The 15,812-nt window shown below is 47.3% G+C and carries 13 protein-coding genes; 5 read left to right on the forward strand and 8 right to left on the reverse strand.

What is annotated here, in order from left to right; translation table 11 throughout:
- Positions 1 to 8 precede the first annotated feature (8 nt).
- The 3 genes from MKX30_RS20330 to MKX30_RS20340 are packed head-to-tail and all read right to left on the reverse strand — an operon-like array spanning position 9 to position 4,918.
- The gene (locus tag MKX30_RS20330; RefSeq protein WP_341063352.1) at positions 9 to 2,618 is read right to left on the reverse strand and encodes a polynucleotide kinase-phosphatase; all 2,610 of its coding nucleotides are present in this window, start codon (positions 2,616 to 2,618) and stop codon (positions 9 to 11) included.
- Positions 2,615 to 4,078, reverse strand: coding sequence for a 3' terminal RNA ribose 2'-O-methyltransferase Hen1 (locus MKX30_RS20335; RefSeq protein ID WP_341063353.1), 1,464 nt, complete (start codon positions 4,076 to 4,078; stop codon positions 2,615 to 2,617). Before MKX30_RS20335 ends, MKX30_RS20330 begins: the two co-directional genes overlap by 4 nt.
- A 21-nt stretch (positions 4,079 to 4,099) precedes the next feature.
- Positions 4,100 to 4,918: a nucleotidyltransferase domain-containing protein gene (locus tag MKX30_RS20340; RefSeq protein WP_254349086.1), complete on the reverse strand. Its 819-nt coding sequence runs from the start codon at positions 4,916 to 4,918 to the stop codon at positions 4,100 to 4,102.
- A gap of 255 nt (positions 4,919 to 5,173) precedes the next feature.
- On the opposite strand from MKX30_RS20340, the gene MKX30_RS20345 reads away from it, so the two are divergent.
- Positions 5,174 to 6,499, forward strand: coding sequence for a helix-turn-helix transcriptional regulator (locus tag MKX30_RS20345; RefSeq protein WP_338533273.1), 1,326 nt, complete (start codon positions 5,174 to 5,176; stop codon positions 6,497 to 6,499).
- The gene (locus tag MKX30_RS20350; protein ID WP_069081298.1) at positions 6,474 to 7,274 is read left to right on the forward strand and encodes a WYL domain-containing protein; all 801 of its coding nucleotides are present in this window, start codon (positions 6,474 to 6,476) and stop codon (positions 7,272 to 7,274) included. The genes MKX30_RS20345 and MKX30_RS20350 overlap by 26 nt, the downstream gene beginning before the upstream one ends.
- Before the next feature lie 157 nt (positions 7,275 to 7,431).
- On the opposite strand, the gene MKX30_RS20355 is transcribed toward MKX30_RS20350, so the two are convergent.
- Both MKX30_RS20355 and cysK read right to left on the reverse strand, forming a co-directional pair.
- Positions 7,432 to 8,409 (reverse strand): aldo/keto reductase, encoded by a 978-nt coding sequence (locus MKX30_RS20355; protein WP_341063354.1) that lies wholly within the window; start codon positions 8,407 to 8,409, stop codon positions 7,432 to 7,434.
- A 132-nt stretch (positions 8,410 to 8,541) separates the two neighbouring features.
- Positions 8,542 to 9,465 carry a cysteine synthase A gene (cysK, locus tag MKX30_RS20360; protein WP_076295780.1) on the reverse strand — a complete coding sequence of 308 codons (924 nt, stop codon included), beginning with the start codon at positions 9,463 to 9,465 and terminating at the stop codon, positions 8,542 to 8,544.
- Positions 9,466 to 9,682: 217 nt separating this feature from the next.
- Between cysK and MKX30_RS20365 the strand changes: the two genes are divergently transcribed.
- Both MKX30_RS20365 and MKX30_RS20370 read left to right on the forward strand, forming a co-directional pair.
- Positions 9,683 to 10,891: an MFS transporter gene (locus MKX30_RS20365; protein WP_023987147.1), complete on the forward strand. Its 1,209-nt coding sequence runs from the start codon at positions 9,683 to 9,685 to the stop codon at positions 10,889 to 10,891.
- A 192-nt stretch (positions 10,892 to 11,083) separates the two neighbouring features.
- Positions 11,084 to 11,569 carry a DUF1036 domain-containing protein gene (locus MKX30_RS20370; RefSeq protein WP_158451748.1) on the forward strand — a complete coding sequence of 162 codons (486 nt, stop codon included), beginning with the start codon at positions 11,084 to 11,086 and terminating at the stop codon, positions 11,567 to 11,569.
- A 125-nt stretch (positions 11,570 to 11,694) separates the two neighbouring features.
- Here the strand turns inward: MKX30_RS20370 and MKX30_RS20375 are convergent, their stop codons facing one another.
- The 3 genes from MKX30_RS20375 to MKX30_RS20385 form a co-directional block, all read right to left on the reverse strand.
- Positions 11,695 to 12,693 (reverse strand): glycosyltransferase, encoded by a 999-nt coding sequence (locus MKX30_RS20375; RefSeq protein ID WP_053324699.1) that lies wholly within the window; start codon positions 12,691 to 12,693, stop codon positions 11,695 to 11,697.
- A gap of 54 nt (positions 12,694 to 12,747) precedes the next feature.
- Positions 12,748 to 13,785 (reverse strand): aminoglycoside phosphotransferase family protein, encoded by a 1,038-nt coding sequence (locus MKX30_RS20380; RefSeq protein ID WP_341063357.1) that lies wholly within the window; start codon positions 13,783 to 13,785, stop codon positions 12,748 to 12,750.
- 136 nt (positions 13,786 to 13,921) lie between these two features.
- Entirely contained in the window at positions 13,922 to 14,614 is a 693-nt protein-coding gene (locus MKX30_RS20385) for a pectate lyase (RefSeq protein WP_023987144.1), read from the reverse strand.
- A gap of 555 nt (positions 14,615 to 15,169) precedes the next feature.
- On the opposite strand from MKX30_RS20385, the gene MKX30_RS20390 reads away from it, so the two are divergent.
- Positions 15,170 to 15,742 (forward strand): shikimate kinase, encoded by a 573-nt coding sequence (locus tag MKX30_RS20390; protein ID WP_023987143.1) that lies wholly within the window; start codon positions 15,170 to 15,172, stop codon positions 15,740 to 15,742.
- Positions 15,743 to 15,812: the final 70 nt, after the last annotated feature.

Consider the following 15,812-nt stretch of genomic DNA (forward strand, 5'->3'; position numbering starts at 1 on the left):
TTCGCAAACTACAATCTCGGATCAATCGGCTCCGATTCCAGAGATAGCGCGGCAAGGACGCATTCATGAATACGATCTACCGTATCCTTGCGGACAAAACGTTCCACGCCTTCCATACCAAGCGCTCCTTCCATCAGGGCATGACGCTCCTTTTTGTTCGTTCGACGCTGCTTCAGACGCTTTAAATTCTCAGGGGCAAGATAATCCATACCGTAAATGATGTGCAAATACTTCCGGCCTCTCACCTTGATTGCAGGCTGAATCATCTTGTCCCGATTTTTCATCAAAAAGCGTTCCGGCTTGATCACAATCCCTTCATGACCATCCTCTGTCATCTCGTTCCACCAGCGAATGACCTCTTCCTCGCTTGCTTCGTCCGTGATAACGCGATACTCTGTCTCCATAAACAGGGAAGACAGCCCAGCCAGCTCCCGGTTTTGCTCCATATGCCAAATATGAGAATGGTCGAAAAAAGTCTTTCCGCTGTGTGCCAGTGTATGGAACGGTGCAATACGAATTTCATCCAGACCGTCCACATCCCAGCAATATTTTTGAAAAGCCTCTTGAAACGTTACGGCATTCGCGTACTTCTGTTCCATTTCCTCCAACCAGTCTCCAACCTCTCGACCTGCAACCTTCGCCTGCTTCAGCTTGTCTACCAGCTTACTGCGATCCAGCAGGGCTGCCTCCCCCACATGCGCATACTGTGCAGCAATCAGTTCCCTAGCCTTGAGATTCCACGGTACAATTTCCGCATCCAGCAATACAAAATCCGTCTGGTTCCGTTCAAAATATCCAGCAGTCCGTAGATCCACATTCAGCTTCTCCACCACTTGCTTCCCAAGGCTTTGTTCAAAGAAAGCTCTCCCACTCCGACTGTAGATCGCGCCCAATGTCGGGTAGCCTACATATTGAACAGCGGCCTGTTCGTTTTTGAATAACAGTAGAATAGCTCGGCTACCCATATGTTTTTTCTCGGCCACCATCGTTTGTACTCCTTGTCCTCGATAATAAGCTAGCGCCTCACGTGGATGCTCCAGATATCCTTCCTCTGCAGACACCGCTGGAGCAGGGCTCATCGTCGGTGGAATATACACCAGCTCCTCCATGGGTACAGTCACATGTGACACAGTATCTATAGCGGATTTGATCCATTCTCCTTGTACGCGCACTTCGCCATACGATTCCGTCAACACACTGTAACCAGCGATTAGCTTGCGTAAATTCGGCGGGGAAAACCGTTTTCTCTGCCACCGGACAAGTGGGCTATCTGGATCATTCGCATAATTCTCATGTGCCGGAACGCTGACAAATTCCTTTTCCGGATAACGATAAGCGGTCAGCATCCCGCCAAATACCACACCCTGATCAATATTCACCGTCTGGTTCACAAGGGTAGGTTGCGGTCTCGGATCATGTCCCCATACTACTATTTCTCCCGATTCATGGTCTACGAACCAATCCTTGCGGATCGGTGTTCCGTTCGCATCCTGTCCTTCCGTATCTCCATAGCGGCAATAATCAGAAATACGTGCCGACTGTTTGCCAATAAAATGATCCTTAATCCCGGCATGAGCCACGACCACGTGTCGCAATCCATTTCTGCCAAAAATAAGATGAGAGGGTGCATGTAGCAGAAAATCTCTCAACTCGCTTCTAAGCTGTTCCGCCGCTGTCTTGCCCGCTTTTTGTTCATATTGGGCCAGTTCCTCTGCAAATCGTTCATCGCCATGACTGAGAGTCACCTTTCTCCCATCGAGGTAACGGCCGATTTTCCAGCCATGATTGCTGTCAATCATATACGCTAGTCCGGCATCCACGTGCTTTTTCCAGAACTGCACCGCTTGTAACGATTCTGGGCCACGGCTCATCACATCCCCGACAGATACTAGTCTTCTACCATCTGGATGATGGTATAGTCCTTCCGTATCTTCCGTATATCCTAGCCGCTCTATCACTTCCAGCATCTCACGGTAGCACCCATGGATATCACCAATGATGTCAATACCTGAGCCAATCTCATGAAACAGTGGCTGCACACGGCGAACAAAGTTCATTTCTTCTACATCCTTAAGAACATAGCAAGCGTTAAAGCCTTCCTCACGGATACCACGCAGGTTCCGCTTTAACAGCTGTGCCTGCTGCTTGACCCGTTGGCGGCCACGCGGATGCTCCCTGCCTAAATCACGTTCCAGCAGCACAGATTCGGGTACATCCAGTACCAAGGCCATAACAGGAACGTGCGCCTTGGCTGCCAGCTGTACATATTTCTGGCGATCCTCAGCGTACAAATGAGTGGCATCCACAACTGTTAGCTTATTCAAGCGACAGCGCATAGCCAGAATCGTATCCATCGCCTCAAACGCCTTGGCTGACATTTGCTGATACTCATAGAACAGTACGTCGGATTCCAGCCTTGGAAGTCCACTCCAGTCTATAAATTCCGTATCTCCGACCAGCTTGCGAAAATGATCCGAGGATACCACTTCTGTCTCCAGTAGAATCCCTTCGCACACCAGCCTGTCCAATAATGTGGTTTTGCCACTGTTGGAGGCCCCCACCAACACAACCAGTCCAGCATGCGGTAAATGAATCGTACGTTTGGATGAATTGCTCATGCTTCCTTCTGCTCCTTTCTGCGCGTAAATATAGCCATTTGGGTCGGTTGTCCAAAGCCTTCGATCTCTTCTCCGATCCCCTTCAGCGCTACCGAATAAGGAGCTTCCTCAATCCACTGCTCACATTGTTCCTGAAACTCGCTTCTATTCCATTCAAAACGGTGATCGCCATGCCGCAGCTCTTGCTGGTTCATACGATATACCTCATTATATTCACGATTGGGAGTCGTCACGATCAGCACATTTGGCTGATACTCCGTCACAATCGTCTTCATCACCCGGTTCAGACGATGCTCGTCCACGTGCTCAATGACCTCACATAGGATCATCACATCTTTGCCCCGCAATTGTTCATCATAATAAAAGAGAGAGCCCATCATGGGTGTAGGAATGATCGCGTCGGTATGCCTCTCCAGCTTGGCAAAACGCTCCATGGCTCTCACCTGTGCATACGCAGACGGCTCCACCGCCCAAATTTCTTCAATGCCCGTCATTCGGGCCATCCGAGCCGAAAGCTTCCCTTCTCCTGAACCAAAATCTACGATTTTCTGTCTTCGACGCAGCTTGCGAATCACGTCCATAATAGCTTGATACCGCAGCTCATTCAGCCGTACAGTAGGCTGTTGCTTCCCTTCCTCCTGTGGCTGTTCTTGCTGTTGAACCTGTTCGTGCTTATCCTTTTGAGCTTGGACAGTATGTTTTTGAGTATGTTTTTCAATATGTTTTTGAGTACCTATTTCAGCAGAATCTGATTGCTCAAATTGCTCAATCAGATTGGTAAAACGAAGCGTGCGTCGAATGATGAGCTCGCGTAGCGGATGCTCTGGCAGCCAGCCTTCACCGTAACGTCTCAGCTTGTCAAACTCTTCTTCACTAATATAGTAATGCTTATAATTATCCAGCACCGGAATCAACAGCAATAACTGACGCAGCGCATACTGCACCGTCTGGTGGCCACTTAACGTGACATATCTGACGGTGCTTCGATTTTTCAGCTGAAAAGAATAATCTGCTTCCCCTCGTTCTATGGCCACTTGATAGCCCAGCGGAGCGAATAGCCCCTCCACCACTGAATCCGGCAAATCCGAAGCAACAGGCCCAAACGATAACTCCAGCGCAAAAGGGTGCGTCACCCATCCTGCATAATCTTCTTTGGGTTTACCGTTCAGGGCTGTGCCAAGCGAGCCACGAATATAGGTGCAAAATAAGCTGCTAGTTACAAACTCCCGGTCATTAATATATTGTGTAATATCATAGCTGTCCGGACTGTTTTTGACCAAATCAATTGAATCTGGCGAAGCCTGAATGACGATCTCAGCCTCTTCCTCGGTAAAAACAGTGTATACCATGCGTACACGTGCGCCTTTTTCTGTGCGATCATACGTATTGTAAGGATTCTTAGCAAGCAAATGCGAAATCATCCCTGCATTCGTTCCGGTTGCTTTTAGCGTAATGTGCATACTCCACTTCTCCTTCCCAGCTTATGCATTCCATACTTCATTCACCGCAGCGCGGAACAAATCATCCAACTGCTGATCACGTCCACTCTCCATATGCTGAAGCAAGGGCGCCTTTTGTTCAAAATAAGCAATTTGCTGCTGGATAAAATCATTCACCACCGAAAGCCCTGGCTCCATATCCAGTTCCTCGCCCGCTTTTTTACGTTGTAGCAAATGCCCGATCACCTGATAAAGTTCTGTATCTGCCGGAATTAATTCCTCTAGCAAGTCTACGAATTTCATCGGAGGCATGCTGTTGTAACGTTCAATCCAGCCACAGGCCAGCAGTGGGCGCAGTACATAAAAATACTTTTTAATCTTCACCTGTTCTCCTTGCAAATAATCCCGATAGTTCCCCCGCGCCATATTCAGGTAATGGTACACACAGGACTTCGGAGAGAAGGTTAACGGCGATATCGCACGAATCTGGTCAGCCACTGAATACTGCTCCAGATAGGGAATCGGAGATTGCAGCCATTCCAGCAAAGGCGGATTGGACTTGCGAAACAAATGGAGTGCCTTTTTCAAATCCCAGCCGTTCATATCCAGCAAATTGCTGATGGGTCGCTCAATCACATCCCGCTTATCAAAGATAGATAAATACCATTCTACGGGTCTTACATAGATAAATCGTACATCATAGTCACTGTCCTGTGAAGGAAACCCCCATGCCCGACTGCCTGATTCACAGGCGTACACAATGCGCACCTGCTCCGCCTGCTCCAATGCGCGCAGCTCACGCAAAATCGTCTCGCACATTTCCGGTTGAATGAAACCCTGCCCATGCTTCACATCTGTCATGTTGTCCCCTCCCTTATCATTAAAGTATTTCCCGAATCTGTTCTCTAATCGACTCCTCCGTTTCAGCTACCGATAAGCGGCGAAGGCGCTCTGTCGTTTTCTCTCCCCACATCTCATGATGCTTTATTTTGGAAGTCGTGAACATGGTGAAAGTATTACAAAGAAGAGTAATTCCCCTTTTTCCTGTTTCCCTTCCCTGTTAGAATAAAGGGATACTTGCTTTCGGAGAACGGCAACAGAAACGGGGAATGCATCATGGCGAGAGAGAGTTTTGATAAAGAAATTCAATTCCTGCGCATGCTCACACTGACCAGCGGCGCTTATAATCGGCAGCAATTTGCAGACAGACTGGGCATTTCAGTGCATACCTTTGATAAAACAATCCGGCGTCTCAAGGAAATCGTCCAATCCGTACAACAGCAGTTGCCTGAGGACCAGGGACATGATTTTAATGAAATGCTGCGCTTTAATTATTATGAATCCGCTGATCCATTACTACTATTCTTGTTTCGGGCCAAATCGCTCAAAGAATCAGAAAGCGTCCGCTTATCTCTTCTGCTGACAGCGCTACAGTCACAGCCTCTGACCACTATGGAATTGCTGGATGCTTGCTGCAACGGGCTGCCTTCCGACAGTTCGCTGCCGGATGAGAAAACGATTCGTTCCGATCTGAAATATCTGGTCGAAGTCGGCGTGGTTCGCAAGGAACCCGGCGGCAGACCTTATCGCTATGCTGTCCGCAACGATCTGGTGACAGGACTGACGGACGAGGAATTACTGGACTTATATGATTTTGTAGACATTATGGCCAACACCCAGCTTCCCTCTGTTCAGGGATATCTGTTGCGAGATCATCTAAAAAAAGCCATGCGCCGTCAGGCCGGAGATCGGGAGTTGGCCGAACCTTTTTTATATAAATACCACTATTATTCACGCATTCTGGACGAAGCCCATATTCATCCGCTTCTACACGCCATTCGGCAACGTCGCTGTGTAACTTTTTTATATTTTTCGACGTCCAAACGAAGCATGTACGGGTCACAGAACACAAACCCGCTGTTTGAAAAAGAGACGGAGGGCCGTGAACATACCATTCTGCCCCTGCAAGTCATCTATGATCATCAATATGGACGTTGGTATGTTCTGGGTCATGTAGGCGGTAAAGGAATCATGAAGTTTCGTATGGAGGGCATGACTCAATTGGTGGAGGGCAAGCCTGTACCAGAGCAGTTTCATGCCGACCTGCTAGCGGTGTTGGAAGAAAAAATGCGGTACAGCTGGCTTGTTGATACCGGTCGTCCTGTGAAGGTACGGGTACGTTTTTTTAATCCTGAGGGCGCGAAGCGCAACTTTATTCGGGAACGTGTACTGTCACAGGGACAATGGGGTACGATCGCGGAGGAAGAAAGTGAATCCTTTATCTATGAAATCACAGTGAATGGAATCACCGAGATTAAACCGTGGATTCGCAGCTTCGGATCAAGCTGTGAAGTATTGGAGCCTCAGCGGCTGCGTAAGGAATTCAGACAGGAATGGAAGGAGCTGCAAGCCTATTATGAGCCTGTTCGAGAAAATATTTAACTATCAGATCGTCTCTCGGCTGGATGAATCGGGCGCTTTTGCCACCACATCGCAGGAAAGAGTCTGGCTCCAATCTATGCTGACAGACTCGGCAGCAATAGAGGCTTTCACCCCGTCTACGCTTGATAAGCTTCGGCAGATGCTCGCAGACGACGAGCCTCTGGAGGCCGATGGAAGTTTGCGGGAAAAAGCAGGTATCCCTGCTGTCTCCGTATATCATCCGCTTCTGCTCACATTGCGTCCGATCCTACGCTCCCGTTCAGGCATCTGCCTGAGCTACAGGTTGCGCAACGGGCGTATGCATGAACGGATGTCGGGTTTTCCATATAAGCTGGAGTTTTCCATGGTCAAAAAAGAATGGAGCCTGCTGTGGTATAACCGCAGACACCGCGCGCTCATGTCTACCAAGCTGTCTAATATCGTGAACGTCACGGAAGATGAGCTTCTGCCTGAAGAGGCCGAAAAATTCACCCAACGTATACTCGGTATACTGGAGTCGCGAAAAGAACAGGGCATCATCGAAATTATTCCTGTATACAACGGAGAAATGTCCCGTATTTTATATGCTTTTTCCTGCTTTGAAAAAGAAGTCGAATATGTTCAGGAAGCAGATACCTATCGTATTACGCTCACTTTCCAGGCAGACGAATGTGAATATGTACTATCTAAAATCCGTTTCCTTGGCAAACGTGTCAAGGTCGTCCAAGGCTCCCGGCTGATTTCACGAATGAAGGAAACAACGGCCAAGGCCCTTGCACGCTACGAAGAGGAATAGCTACTCAGGCAATATGAGATGCATCCATGTAAATAGGCCCTCCCTCCGTCTGTTAATGAGACGAAGGGAGGGCCTATTAAACTACGGTTCGTATAAACGAAGTCATACACTTACATCCACATACGCCTGCTGTAACAAACGGGTCCGCAGTACGAGTTTATGGCAAGGCTTGTCCGCGCGCACTGACATACAATTCGTACCATTCCTCACGGGTCATCAGCTCACTCTGGCGTTCCGCATCCTGACATGCCTTGATTCGTTCAGGATTGGCGCTGCCAATGACAGGCTGAATCCGTGCCGGATGTTTCATAAGCCAGCCAAGGACGATCGCTTCACGTGTCGTTTCCTTTTCAGAAGCCAGCTTCTGCACCAGCTCTGCCGTCTTAACGACATGCTCAGGCTCCCCTTTCAAAGAACCTCCGCTAAGACGTCCCTGCGCCAGCGGTCCCCAGGCTTGGAGCTGAATATCCTCGGTTTGGCAATATTCCAGCAAACCTTCGCCAAAATGTACATTCGTCCCCGCCTGCTGGTTCACATGTACTGTCTGATCTACAAAATGCAGATGCGCCAGGCTCATTTCCAGCTGATTAGCGATCAGCGGCTCCGTTAGGCTCCGCTCCAGAAAACGAATTTGGCTTACATTCATATTGGAAACGCCAAAATGCCGTACTTTGCCAGACGTCTTAAGCTCGCTGAACGCCTTCGCTACTTCTTCCGGCTCTACCAGCGGATCGGGGCGATGCAGCAGCAGGATGTCCAAATATTCCGTACCCAGACGCTTCAGAATACCATCCACGGACTCCATAATATGTGCATATGAGAAATCAAAACGGCCCGGGAGCGTACCATCCGGCAGAAAAATGCCGCATTTGGACTGAATTACGATTTGTTCACGCAAGCCCGGCTGTCCCTTTAAAACCCGACCGAAAATTTCTTCCGCTTTCCCCATACGATAGATATCCGCATGATCGAACATCGTAATCCCAATGGATTGTGCAGCTTCTACAGCTCTTTCCGCTTCAACGACATGCGCCTGCGTAAACGGTGCATGGCTCCATTCTCCACCAAAAGGCATACAACCGAGCGCCAGCCGACTATCGGAGATTCCACGTTTCTGTAAAGGCATAATCTTCATGCTGCTCCTCCTTCAACCCTCAAAATATTCCCTGCTTTATCCACATATGAATAGTTCGTGAAACCGCTATCACACACCTATTTTACCACTTACTTACGGTCGTGTATCACTTTGGTCCCAATCCACATCTTTTTATCCGAATATCCCCATGCTCAGATAACGCTCTCCGGTATCCGGGGCAATGCAAAGTACCCGTTTGCCTGCTCCCAAACGCCGAGCTTCCTGAATCGCCGTCCATATCGTAGCTCCGCTAGAGGGGCCAACCAGAATCCCTTCCTGGGCAGCAATCGCCCGTGTCATTGCAATCGCATCCTCATCGGAAACCTGCACGATTTCGTCATACACTTCCGTATTCAGCACGGTGGGAACAAAGCCTGGACTGGTGCCAACCAGCTTATGTGGACCGGGTTTTCCTCCAGATAGCACTGGCGAGCCCTTCGGCTCAACTACAACAATCCGCAGATCCGGCAAATGCTGACGCAGCACTTCACCTGTTCCCGTAATGGTACCGCCCGTTCCCGAAGAAGCGACGAACACATCCAGCTTTCCTTCCGTCTGTTCCAAAATTTCAAGTGCTGTGGTCATACGATGGATATCGGGATTTGCCTCATTTTCAAATTGATGCGGGATAAAACTCCCTTCAATTTCAGCCCCCAGTTCGAGTGCCTTGCGAATCGCTCCTGGCATCCGTTCTTCCGCTGGTGTCAGTACGACCTCAGCCCCGTAGGCTTTCAAAATATTGATCCGTTCCTTCGTCATATTCGAAGGCATCACCAAAATTGCACGGTAACCTCGGGCTGCCGCATTCATCGCAAGACCAATTCCCGTGTTGCCACTCGTCGGCTCAATAATGGTGCCTCCCGGCTTTAGATGTCCTGCCTTTTCCGCCTCGGCAATCAGGTTGCCCGCCGCCCGATCTTTAACACTGCCGCTTGGATTAAAATACTCCAGCTTCACATACACTTCCGCATCCTGCGGCCGTGTGAGCCGTTGGAGTCTTACACAAGGTGTATCTCCTATTAAATCTGTAATACTATGTACCACTTTAGGTGCCATTGTTATATCCTCCTTGGATCGTTCCTTACAGCGTCATTTTACGATCTTAATATCATACTACCAAAATAACATACTTGGCTCCTTCCTACCTGTCGCTTTTGTAAATTACATAAAACTTATCAACTTAGTATGTAAAATTCTTGCAAAATGGGTCGCCAGATATCGCCTGTAATGATATACTCGCATTACTATTTTTTCAGGAGGATACAAGACACTTATGAGTAATCAAGAAAATATGACAGCAAATCGCTTCCCCCCCTCCTTGCTATGGTTGACCCTTGGTGCCTTCGCCATCGGCATGACCGAATTCGTCATTATGGGACTTCTGCCCAATGTAGCCCATGATCTTCATGTTACGATTCCGCAAGCCGGGCAGTTAATCACCAGTTACGCGCTTGGTGTGGCCATTGGCGCACCTGTGCTTACCGTATTAACCCATAAGGTACCGCAGAAAAAGCTGCTATGCCTCCTAATGACCATATTCATTTTAGGCAATCTTTTTTCCGTCATTGCTCCCAATTACGAACTTCTGATTGCGGCCCGTATGGCTACTGCATTATCGCACGGAACCTTTTTGGGAGCCGGTTCCCTGATCGCTGCCAGACTGGTTCGTCCTGACAAGCGCGCGGGTGCTATTTCTATGGTGCTGACCGGTTTGACCGTGGCGAACATTATTGGCGTGCCCTTTGGTACCTTTATCGGACAACAGCTCGGCTGGCGTGCTTCCTTTGGAGCCATTGTGGTCATCGGCTTGATTTCTCTCTTTGGTATCATTCGCTACATTCCGGTGATTCATCAGGACAAGCCTTCCAGTCTCAAACAAGAAGTCAAAAGCCTGTTTAATCCAAAAGTGCTGCTGATGCTGCTCACAGGTGCAGTCGGTTGTGGTAGCCTGTTCACTGTCTTTACGTACATTACGCCTTTGCTTACGGATATTAGTGGCTTTGCCGAGCATAGCATTACCTGGATTCTCGTCCTGTTTGGCCTAGGGGTAACGATCGGCAACATCGTTGGCGGCAAGCTCGCAGATTGGAAACTACTTCCATCCCTGATCGCAAACTATGCTGTGCTGGCTATTATTTTGGCCATTCTGACATTTACGCTTCAAAGCAAGGTATTGGCCGTCATCACAGTCTTTATCTGGGGCATTGCTGCGTTCGGCATCATGCCGGGTATTCAGGTTCGCATCATGAATCTGGCCTATGAGGCTCCTTTACTTGCCTCTACCTCCAGCCATTCCGCATTAAATCTGGGCAACGCAGGCGGTGCTTTTATCGGGGGAGTTGTTATTAATCAAATGGGGCTAGCCGCTATTCCATGGGTTGCATCGCTAATCACTGTCGGCGGTCTGCTACTCATGATAGTTAGCTACATTGAGGATCGCAAGACGGCTCATACTGAAGCGATAGCTGAGATACAGTCATAGAATCGTTCAGTTTGTTGGACAGTGTCAGCTATTAACCGGAGAGCAATGAATGGCGGCAAATCTCTAAAAACAGCAGGTTGGAAGTAAACGAATGGTTCATTTTTCATAGATTGAGAGATATTGTCCACTCTCTTCTTCTAAATTCCTCATAGTATGACATTGTAATACAAATTTATGAGGAAAGAAGTGTGTATGATGAGCCTTTTTTTTACAAACAACACGAGTAATACCATCTATGCCGCCTATGCTTATCCTAGTTCCGACTGTCATCCCACCAATTATTCTAAAATGGGCTGGTATCGGATAGAACCTGGTGATACGAGAGAAGTATGGAGCGGTTCTGTCGGGGGAACCACATTCTATTATTATGCTGAAGATCACTCCAATTCGTGGCGTGGTACGTACCGCACACGGCTTCCGAGAAGCACTAGCAGTGATTTTCATTGGTGTTGGAACTATAGCAGCGGATCATCCAGACGAGTGGGGATGCGTAGACTTTCCATTGACTCATCTGTAGACAGTTACACTGTCGAGTTCGGCAGAACCAGCCAACTGTCAACAAAGACAACTCATAAAGCATTACCTTCTAAATCGGAGGACTCCGGCATTCGCAGAATTCCGAGAAGACCGGCTCGCTTTAAAAAAGGAACCCCGGTTCCAGTAAAGTCCAAACGATAAGTCAAAGAACCGAACCGTAACCCGCATGATGGATATTTGAAAAAAAGTGACCACCTTGCGGGTTATTTTTATTTCACTCTGGACATTCAGACGCTTGTTGCAACCACAGTGTTTTGCCTCGCCGTTCAGCTTAACCAATGATCAAAAAAGTCCCGATAGCCCTGCTTCATCACCTGACTTGAAAACTTTTCCATAGCGTATGCCTGATTTTCTGTAGAAACCCGGCGCGGTGAGGCGGCAGCCATATTGACCAGCTCGAACCAGTTTTTCTCATTCCCTGAAAAAGAATGCGTAGAGCTGATATGTCCATAGCAAGGATGCTCTGGCTTCACGACGATTTTACCCATAGCCAGCGCTTCGGTCAGTGGCATCGCGAACGTATCAAATTTGGAGCAGCTCCAATACACCTTTGCCGTGTTCATCAGTGCAAACACCTCATCTTGCGTCAACGCAAATTGAAGTTTAACATTGTCCGGGATATCGTACTTCTTCATACTTTCCCTGTAGCGTTCACCGCCAAATACCATATAGACATCCTTGTCAGGATTATGCCTCGCATACTCCAGCACCAAATCCGGACGTCGGTTCTCCTCATCTCTACCAATCCACATCACCCGGTTCTCTACCACTTGCGAGGGATCAAAATGCTTTTCCACCAGCCGCTCATTAAATCCGATCGGGATGACTGTCACGTCGGTTACGCCAAACTTCGAAGCCATCTCCTGCTTGAGAAAGGCAGTCTGTACGATAGCCTTGTCCACGATCTGATAAAAAGGCTTCATCATCTCGTAGCCTGTAAGTGCCGGATCAGGAAAACTATGCGGAAAAAGCACGCTGTTTTTAAAAAACATGTTCAAATAGGTAAAGCCAGATACCGTATAAATAACGTGCTCAATCTGCTGCTCATGGAGTTGGTCCAGAACGACGTCATAGTTGACCAAGTCGCCCTTTTCGTGCTCATAGCCAGGAAGCCAGTCATGGCTGCTCACATGGCGCTCTGGTGATACAAATACGATGTCCACCCCCAATTCCAACCCGATCTGCTTCAGACGTTCTGCAAAAATACGAGGACCCTGTGCTTCTGCAAATTGTATTTTTCTCATGACCAAACCGACTTTTTTCATGGATTTATTTCCCACCTTCTTTTACTAACTAAATACAGTCTATGTCTTAAGCTACTATCTACATTGTTGGGCTTGTCCCCAATCCATCATTGCTGCACATTGGTTCAAACAGGCTAACGTTTCATCCAACTGGGACTCTAATTGCTCTTTTGACCACTTGTCGCCGTTTCTATGCAGGTTCGTTCGAATCCTTTGCAAATCACTTGTGATTAACAACAGCATCCAGAGCGAAAATACCACCGCAAACATGCCATATTCCAGCATAAATGCCGTTCGATCCACACTTATCCCCAACAGCTCCAGCTGCTCCACGTATGTGTCCAGCATACGAATACGCAATTCGGACGTCATCCGTCGGGGAAACAACGGATGGGACATGTCGATCAGGTGATATACATCCCACAGCGGTGTGTTCAGATGAGCATGCTCCCAATCCAGTACCATAAGCCGTTCCCCGCTCAGCGCATAGTTCCCCGGATGAAGATCACCATGAGACAGTACTAGCTGCTGTGAAAAAGATAAATGCTCCAGCTGTACATACATACGCTGCATCTGTTGCTTAGATAATCCCAGTGAGCTGCAAAGCTTTAACACATCCGGCTTGCGCGTGTATAGCTCGGAAACCATCTCCTGAATGAGTGGCTTCGGTCCCCGCAGCGGCATCCCAGCAAAACGATCCGTCGGCAAAGCATGCCACCATGCAACAAGTCCAACAGCTCGCAATAGAGTTTCGTCTGCGTGTAGATGATGTAACGGACCAAGGTCCTCAAAAACCATCCATTCTCCTCCGCCGTCCGCACCTGTATCAGACCAGGCTAGCAATCGGGGATAGATCGGTGATAACGCAGGAAGCACATGCGCATTCACCCATCTCTCCCGCCCCTCCTGATCATCGTTGGTTAGCGGTTTGAATATATAACTTTCAGAGGAAGACACGTAAAAACGTTCCACATGCCGACCATTCGTACCTGTATATAAAATTTCACGATTCCGCACCAGCGTATCATTCAAGGTGCCGTCAACATTCACATATTGATGAAAAGGATTCATAGCCACCCAACTTTTTTGTATAAAATGTAATAGCACGATCATATCACAGTCCTCGTTCCGAACGAAGTCCAGATCATCTTGGGGTAACTCGCCGTACCAAAAAAGGGGCTTGTCCAATCAGATCCACACGACCTGTTGGACAGCCCCTTATCATATCTCTACTCCTATCTTACTCCGATTAATATTGAGTATTGCCGGACTCGCTCGTATTACTGGATTTAAAGCCTTTGAACAATTGTTTCACATTGTGATAACGAGTGTTCGTAATTTTAGCTTTGCTGTTAGGACCGTCCGATCTCAGAATTGAATCCTTAACGTTGGAAATATCCGAGTTATCCAAAGTCATATTCACTCTGAATGTAGAGCCCCCAAGTTGGCGAACCAGCTTTCCGATATCATCGGCTCTAAAGTTTTTTATGTTAATCGTGCCTTCGGCATTAATTTGGAATACTTTATCGTACGCATGGAACGCTCCACCGCCCGTAATGTTTACCGTGCCTGGCTCTTTAAGCGTCAAGGCATCTTCACCTACATCCTCCCACGTTACGTTGGAAATAGTTCCGTTGCCATACACATGTACACCATCCGCAGCAGGGGCAGCGATGATCACATTTTTCAAAGTTGCATTATTTTCAAGCTTGAAAATAGGCTTTTGAGCCTCTTTCTGGCTTCCGTCTCCCAAGGTATCGGGATCAGCCACTACAGTCTTGCCTTTACCATCGTATACTTCTCCAGCTTTAACAAGTATGGTCTTATGAACGACTTCTGGAGCTGCATGTGCAGAATAATTGCCGACAAATAAAGCGACCAACATTCCTGATAAAGCGATACTGATTCCCTTTTTCAATACTTTAGCTGTGTTTGTTTTCATTTCAATTCATCCCTCTCGTAGATATTTTTTTTATTCTTGTCAATTCTTCGTTGACTAGAGCGCGTAGACCGTATCACCACCTTCGTACAATGAACCCATTGACCGATACACGTCTAAAAGGCGTTATTTAACTATTTGCATATGTATACTTGGTTTTTGGTTCAAAGCAATTTTGTCTCCTAATTAATATAAAGCACAAATTGTAAATAGAGCGATTACATTTACAATTTGCATAACTCTATTATAATCATACTTCCAGTAATTTCAATATATTTTCCGCCAAAATATGTCCTTTTTTTCAATTAAGTACACAATATTGCCTCTTTTATACTTGTACAAGTTTATTTTTTGACAATTTACGCATCAAATTACTGAGTATCTAGTCTCTAATGCGTGCTCTATGTCACTACAATGGTAATCAGAACCTTATTTCGTTCTATACCTCATTTTTGATGTAGTCTATACTATTGAATGACACGTTTGATGAACGTATAATGTATTTAGTGCTTTGAAGCGTCACATCTCAACATTACTGGTGAGAAAAGAGTGGTTATCGTGCAAAACAATAGTGAGATTCCATTAAAAGAACAAAATATTGTGCTCATCGGCTTTATGGGTGTAGGCAAAACAACGATCGGTTCCCATCTAGCGCGCAAGCTGTATCGCGATTTCGTGGATATTGACCAGGAGATTGAACGAGAATACAACATGCCAACAACAGAGATTTTCAAAACTTATGGAGAGAAGCGTTTCCGTGAGATTGAAAAAGAGCATATTTTGAAGCTATGCAGCAACACACGCCTCAAAATCATTTCCGTTGGCGGTGGTGCATTTTTACAGGAAGAGGTGAAGCAAGCTTGTTTGGCTTCATCGATTGTTTTCTTCTTGGATTTAAATTGGGATTCCTGGAAAGATCGGCTCAAGATGCTGATTGACACCCGTCCCAATCTACAAAACAAGACTTTAGGGGAAATTGAGGATCTCTTCCGTTCCAGACAGGACATTTACGCGGTGAATCACTCCAAGATCGATACGGATCAGTTGGATGCGGAAGAAGTCGCAGACTATATTATTCAAACGCTGAATCTAGGTTGGGAGTTGTATGAACCTACTCGGGGATTGAATTAAGAGTTACACAAAAAGGAGGGCTCGCATGCTTACCGCATGGGGGCCTTCCTTTTTGGTTCACTGCGGATAT

It is taken from the genome of Paenibacillus sp. FSL P2-0173, assembly GCF_038008045.1.
In the GTDB taxonomy this organism is placed as follows: domain Bacteria; phylum Bacillota; class Bacilli; order Paenibacillales; family Paenibacillaceae; genus Paenibacillus; species Paenibacillus polymyxa_B.

What these genes read in the sequence shown, in the direction of transcription:
- MKX30_RS20380 (WP_341063357.1), bottom strand. Translation starts at nt 13,785, where the DNA reads ATGATCGTGCTATTACATTTTATACAAAAAAGTTGGGTGGCTATGAAT.
- MKX30_RS20340 (WP_254349086.1), bottom strand. Translation starts at nt 4,918, where the DNA reads ATGACAGATGTGAAGCATGGGCAGGGTTTCATTCAACCGGAAATGTGC.
- MKX30_RS20355 (WP_341063354.1), bottom strand. Translation starts at nt 8,409, where the DNA reads ATGAAGATTATGCCTTTACAGAAACGTGGAATCTCCGATAGTCGGCTG.
- MKX30_RS20365 (WP_023987147.1), top strand. Translation starts at nt 9,683, where the DNA reads ATGAGTAATCAAGAAAATATGACAGCAAATCGCTTCCCCCCCTCCTTG.
- MKX30_RS20335 (WP_341063353.1), bottom strand. Translation starts at nt 4,078, where the DNA reads ATGCACATTACGCTAAAAGCAACCGGAACGAATGCAGGGATGATTTCG.
- cysK (WP_076295780.1), bottom strand. Translation starts at nt 9,465, where the DNA reads ATGGCACCTAAAGTGGTACATAGTATTACAGATTTAATAGGAGATACA.
- MKX30_RS20370 (WP_158451748.1), top strand. Translation starts at nt 11,084, where the DNA reads ATGATGAGCCTTTTTTTTACAAACAACACGAGTAATACCATCTATGCC.
- MKX30_RS20385 (WP_023987144.1), bottom strand. Translation starts at nt 14,614, where the DNA reads ATGAAAACAAACACAGCTAAAGTATTGAAAAAGGGAATCAGTATCGCT.
- MKX30_RS20350 (WP_069081298.1), top strand. Translation starts at nt 6,474, where the DNA reads ATGAGCCTGTTCGAGAAAATATTTAACTATCAGATCGTCTCTCGGCTG.
- MKX30_RS20345 (WP_338533273.1), top strand. Translation starts at nt 5,174, where the DNA reads ATGGCGAGAGAGAGTTTTGATAAAGAAATTCAATTCCTGCGCATGCTC.
- MKX30_RS20375 (WP_053324699.1), bottom strand. Translation starts at nt 12,693, where the DNA reads ATGAAAAAAGTCGGTTTGGTCATGAGAAAAATACAATTTGCAGAAGCA.
- MKX30_RS20330 (WP_341063352.1), bottom strand. Translation starts at nt 2,618, where the DNA reads ATGAGCAATTCATCCAAACGTACGATTCATTTACCGCATGCTGGACTG.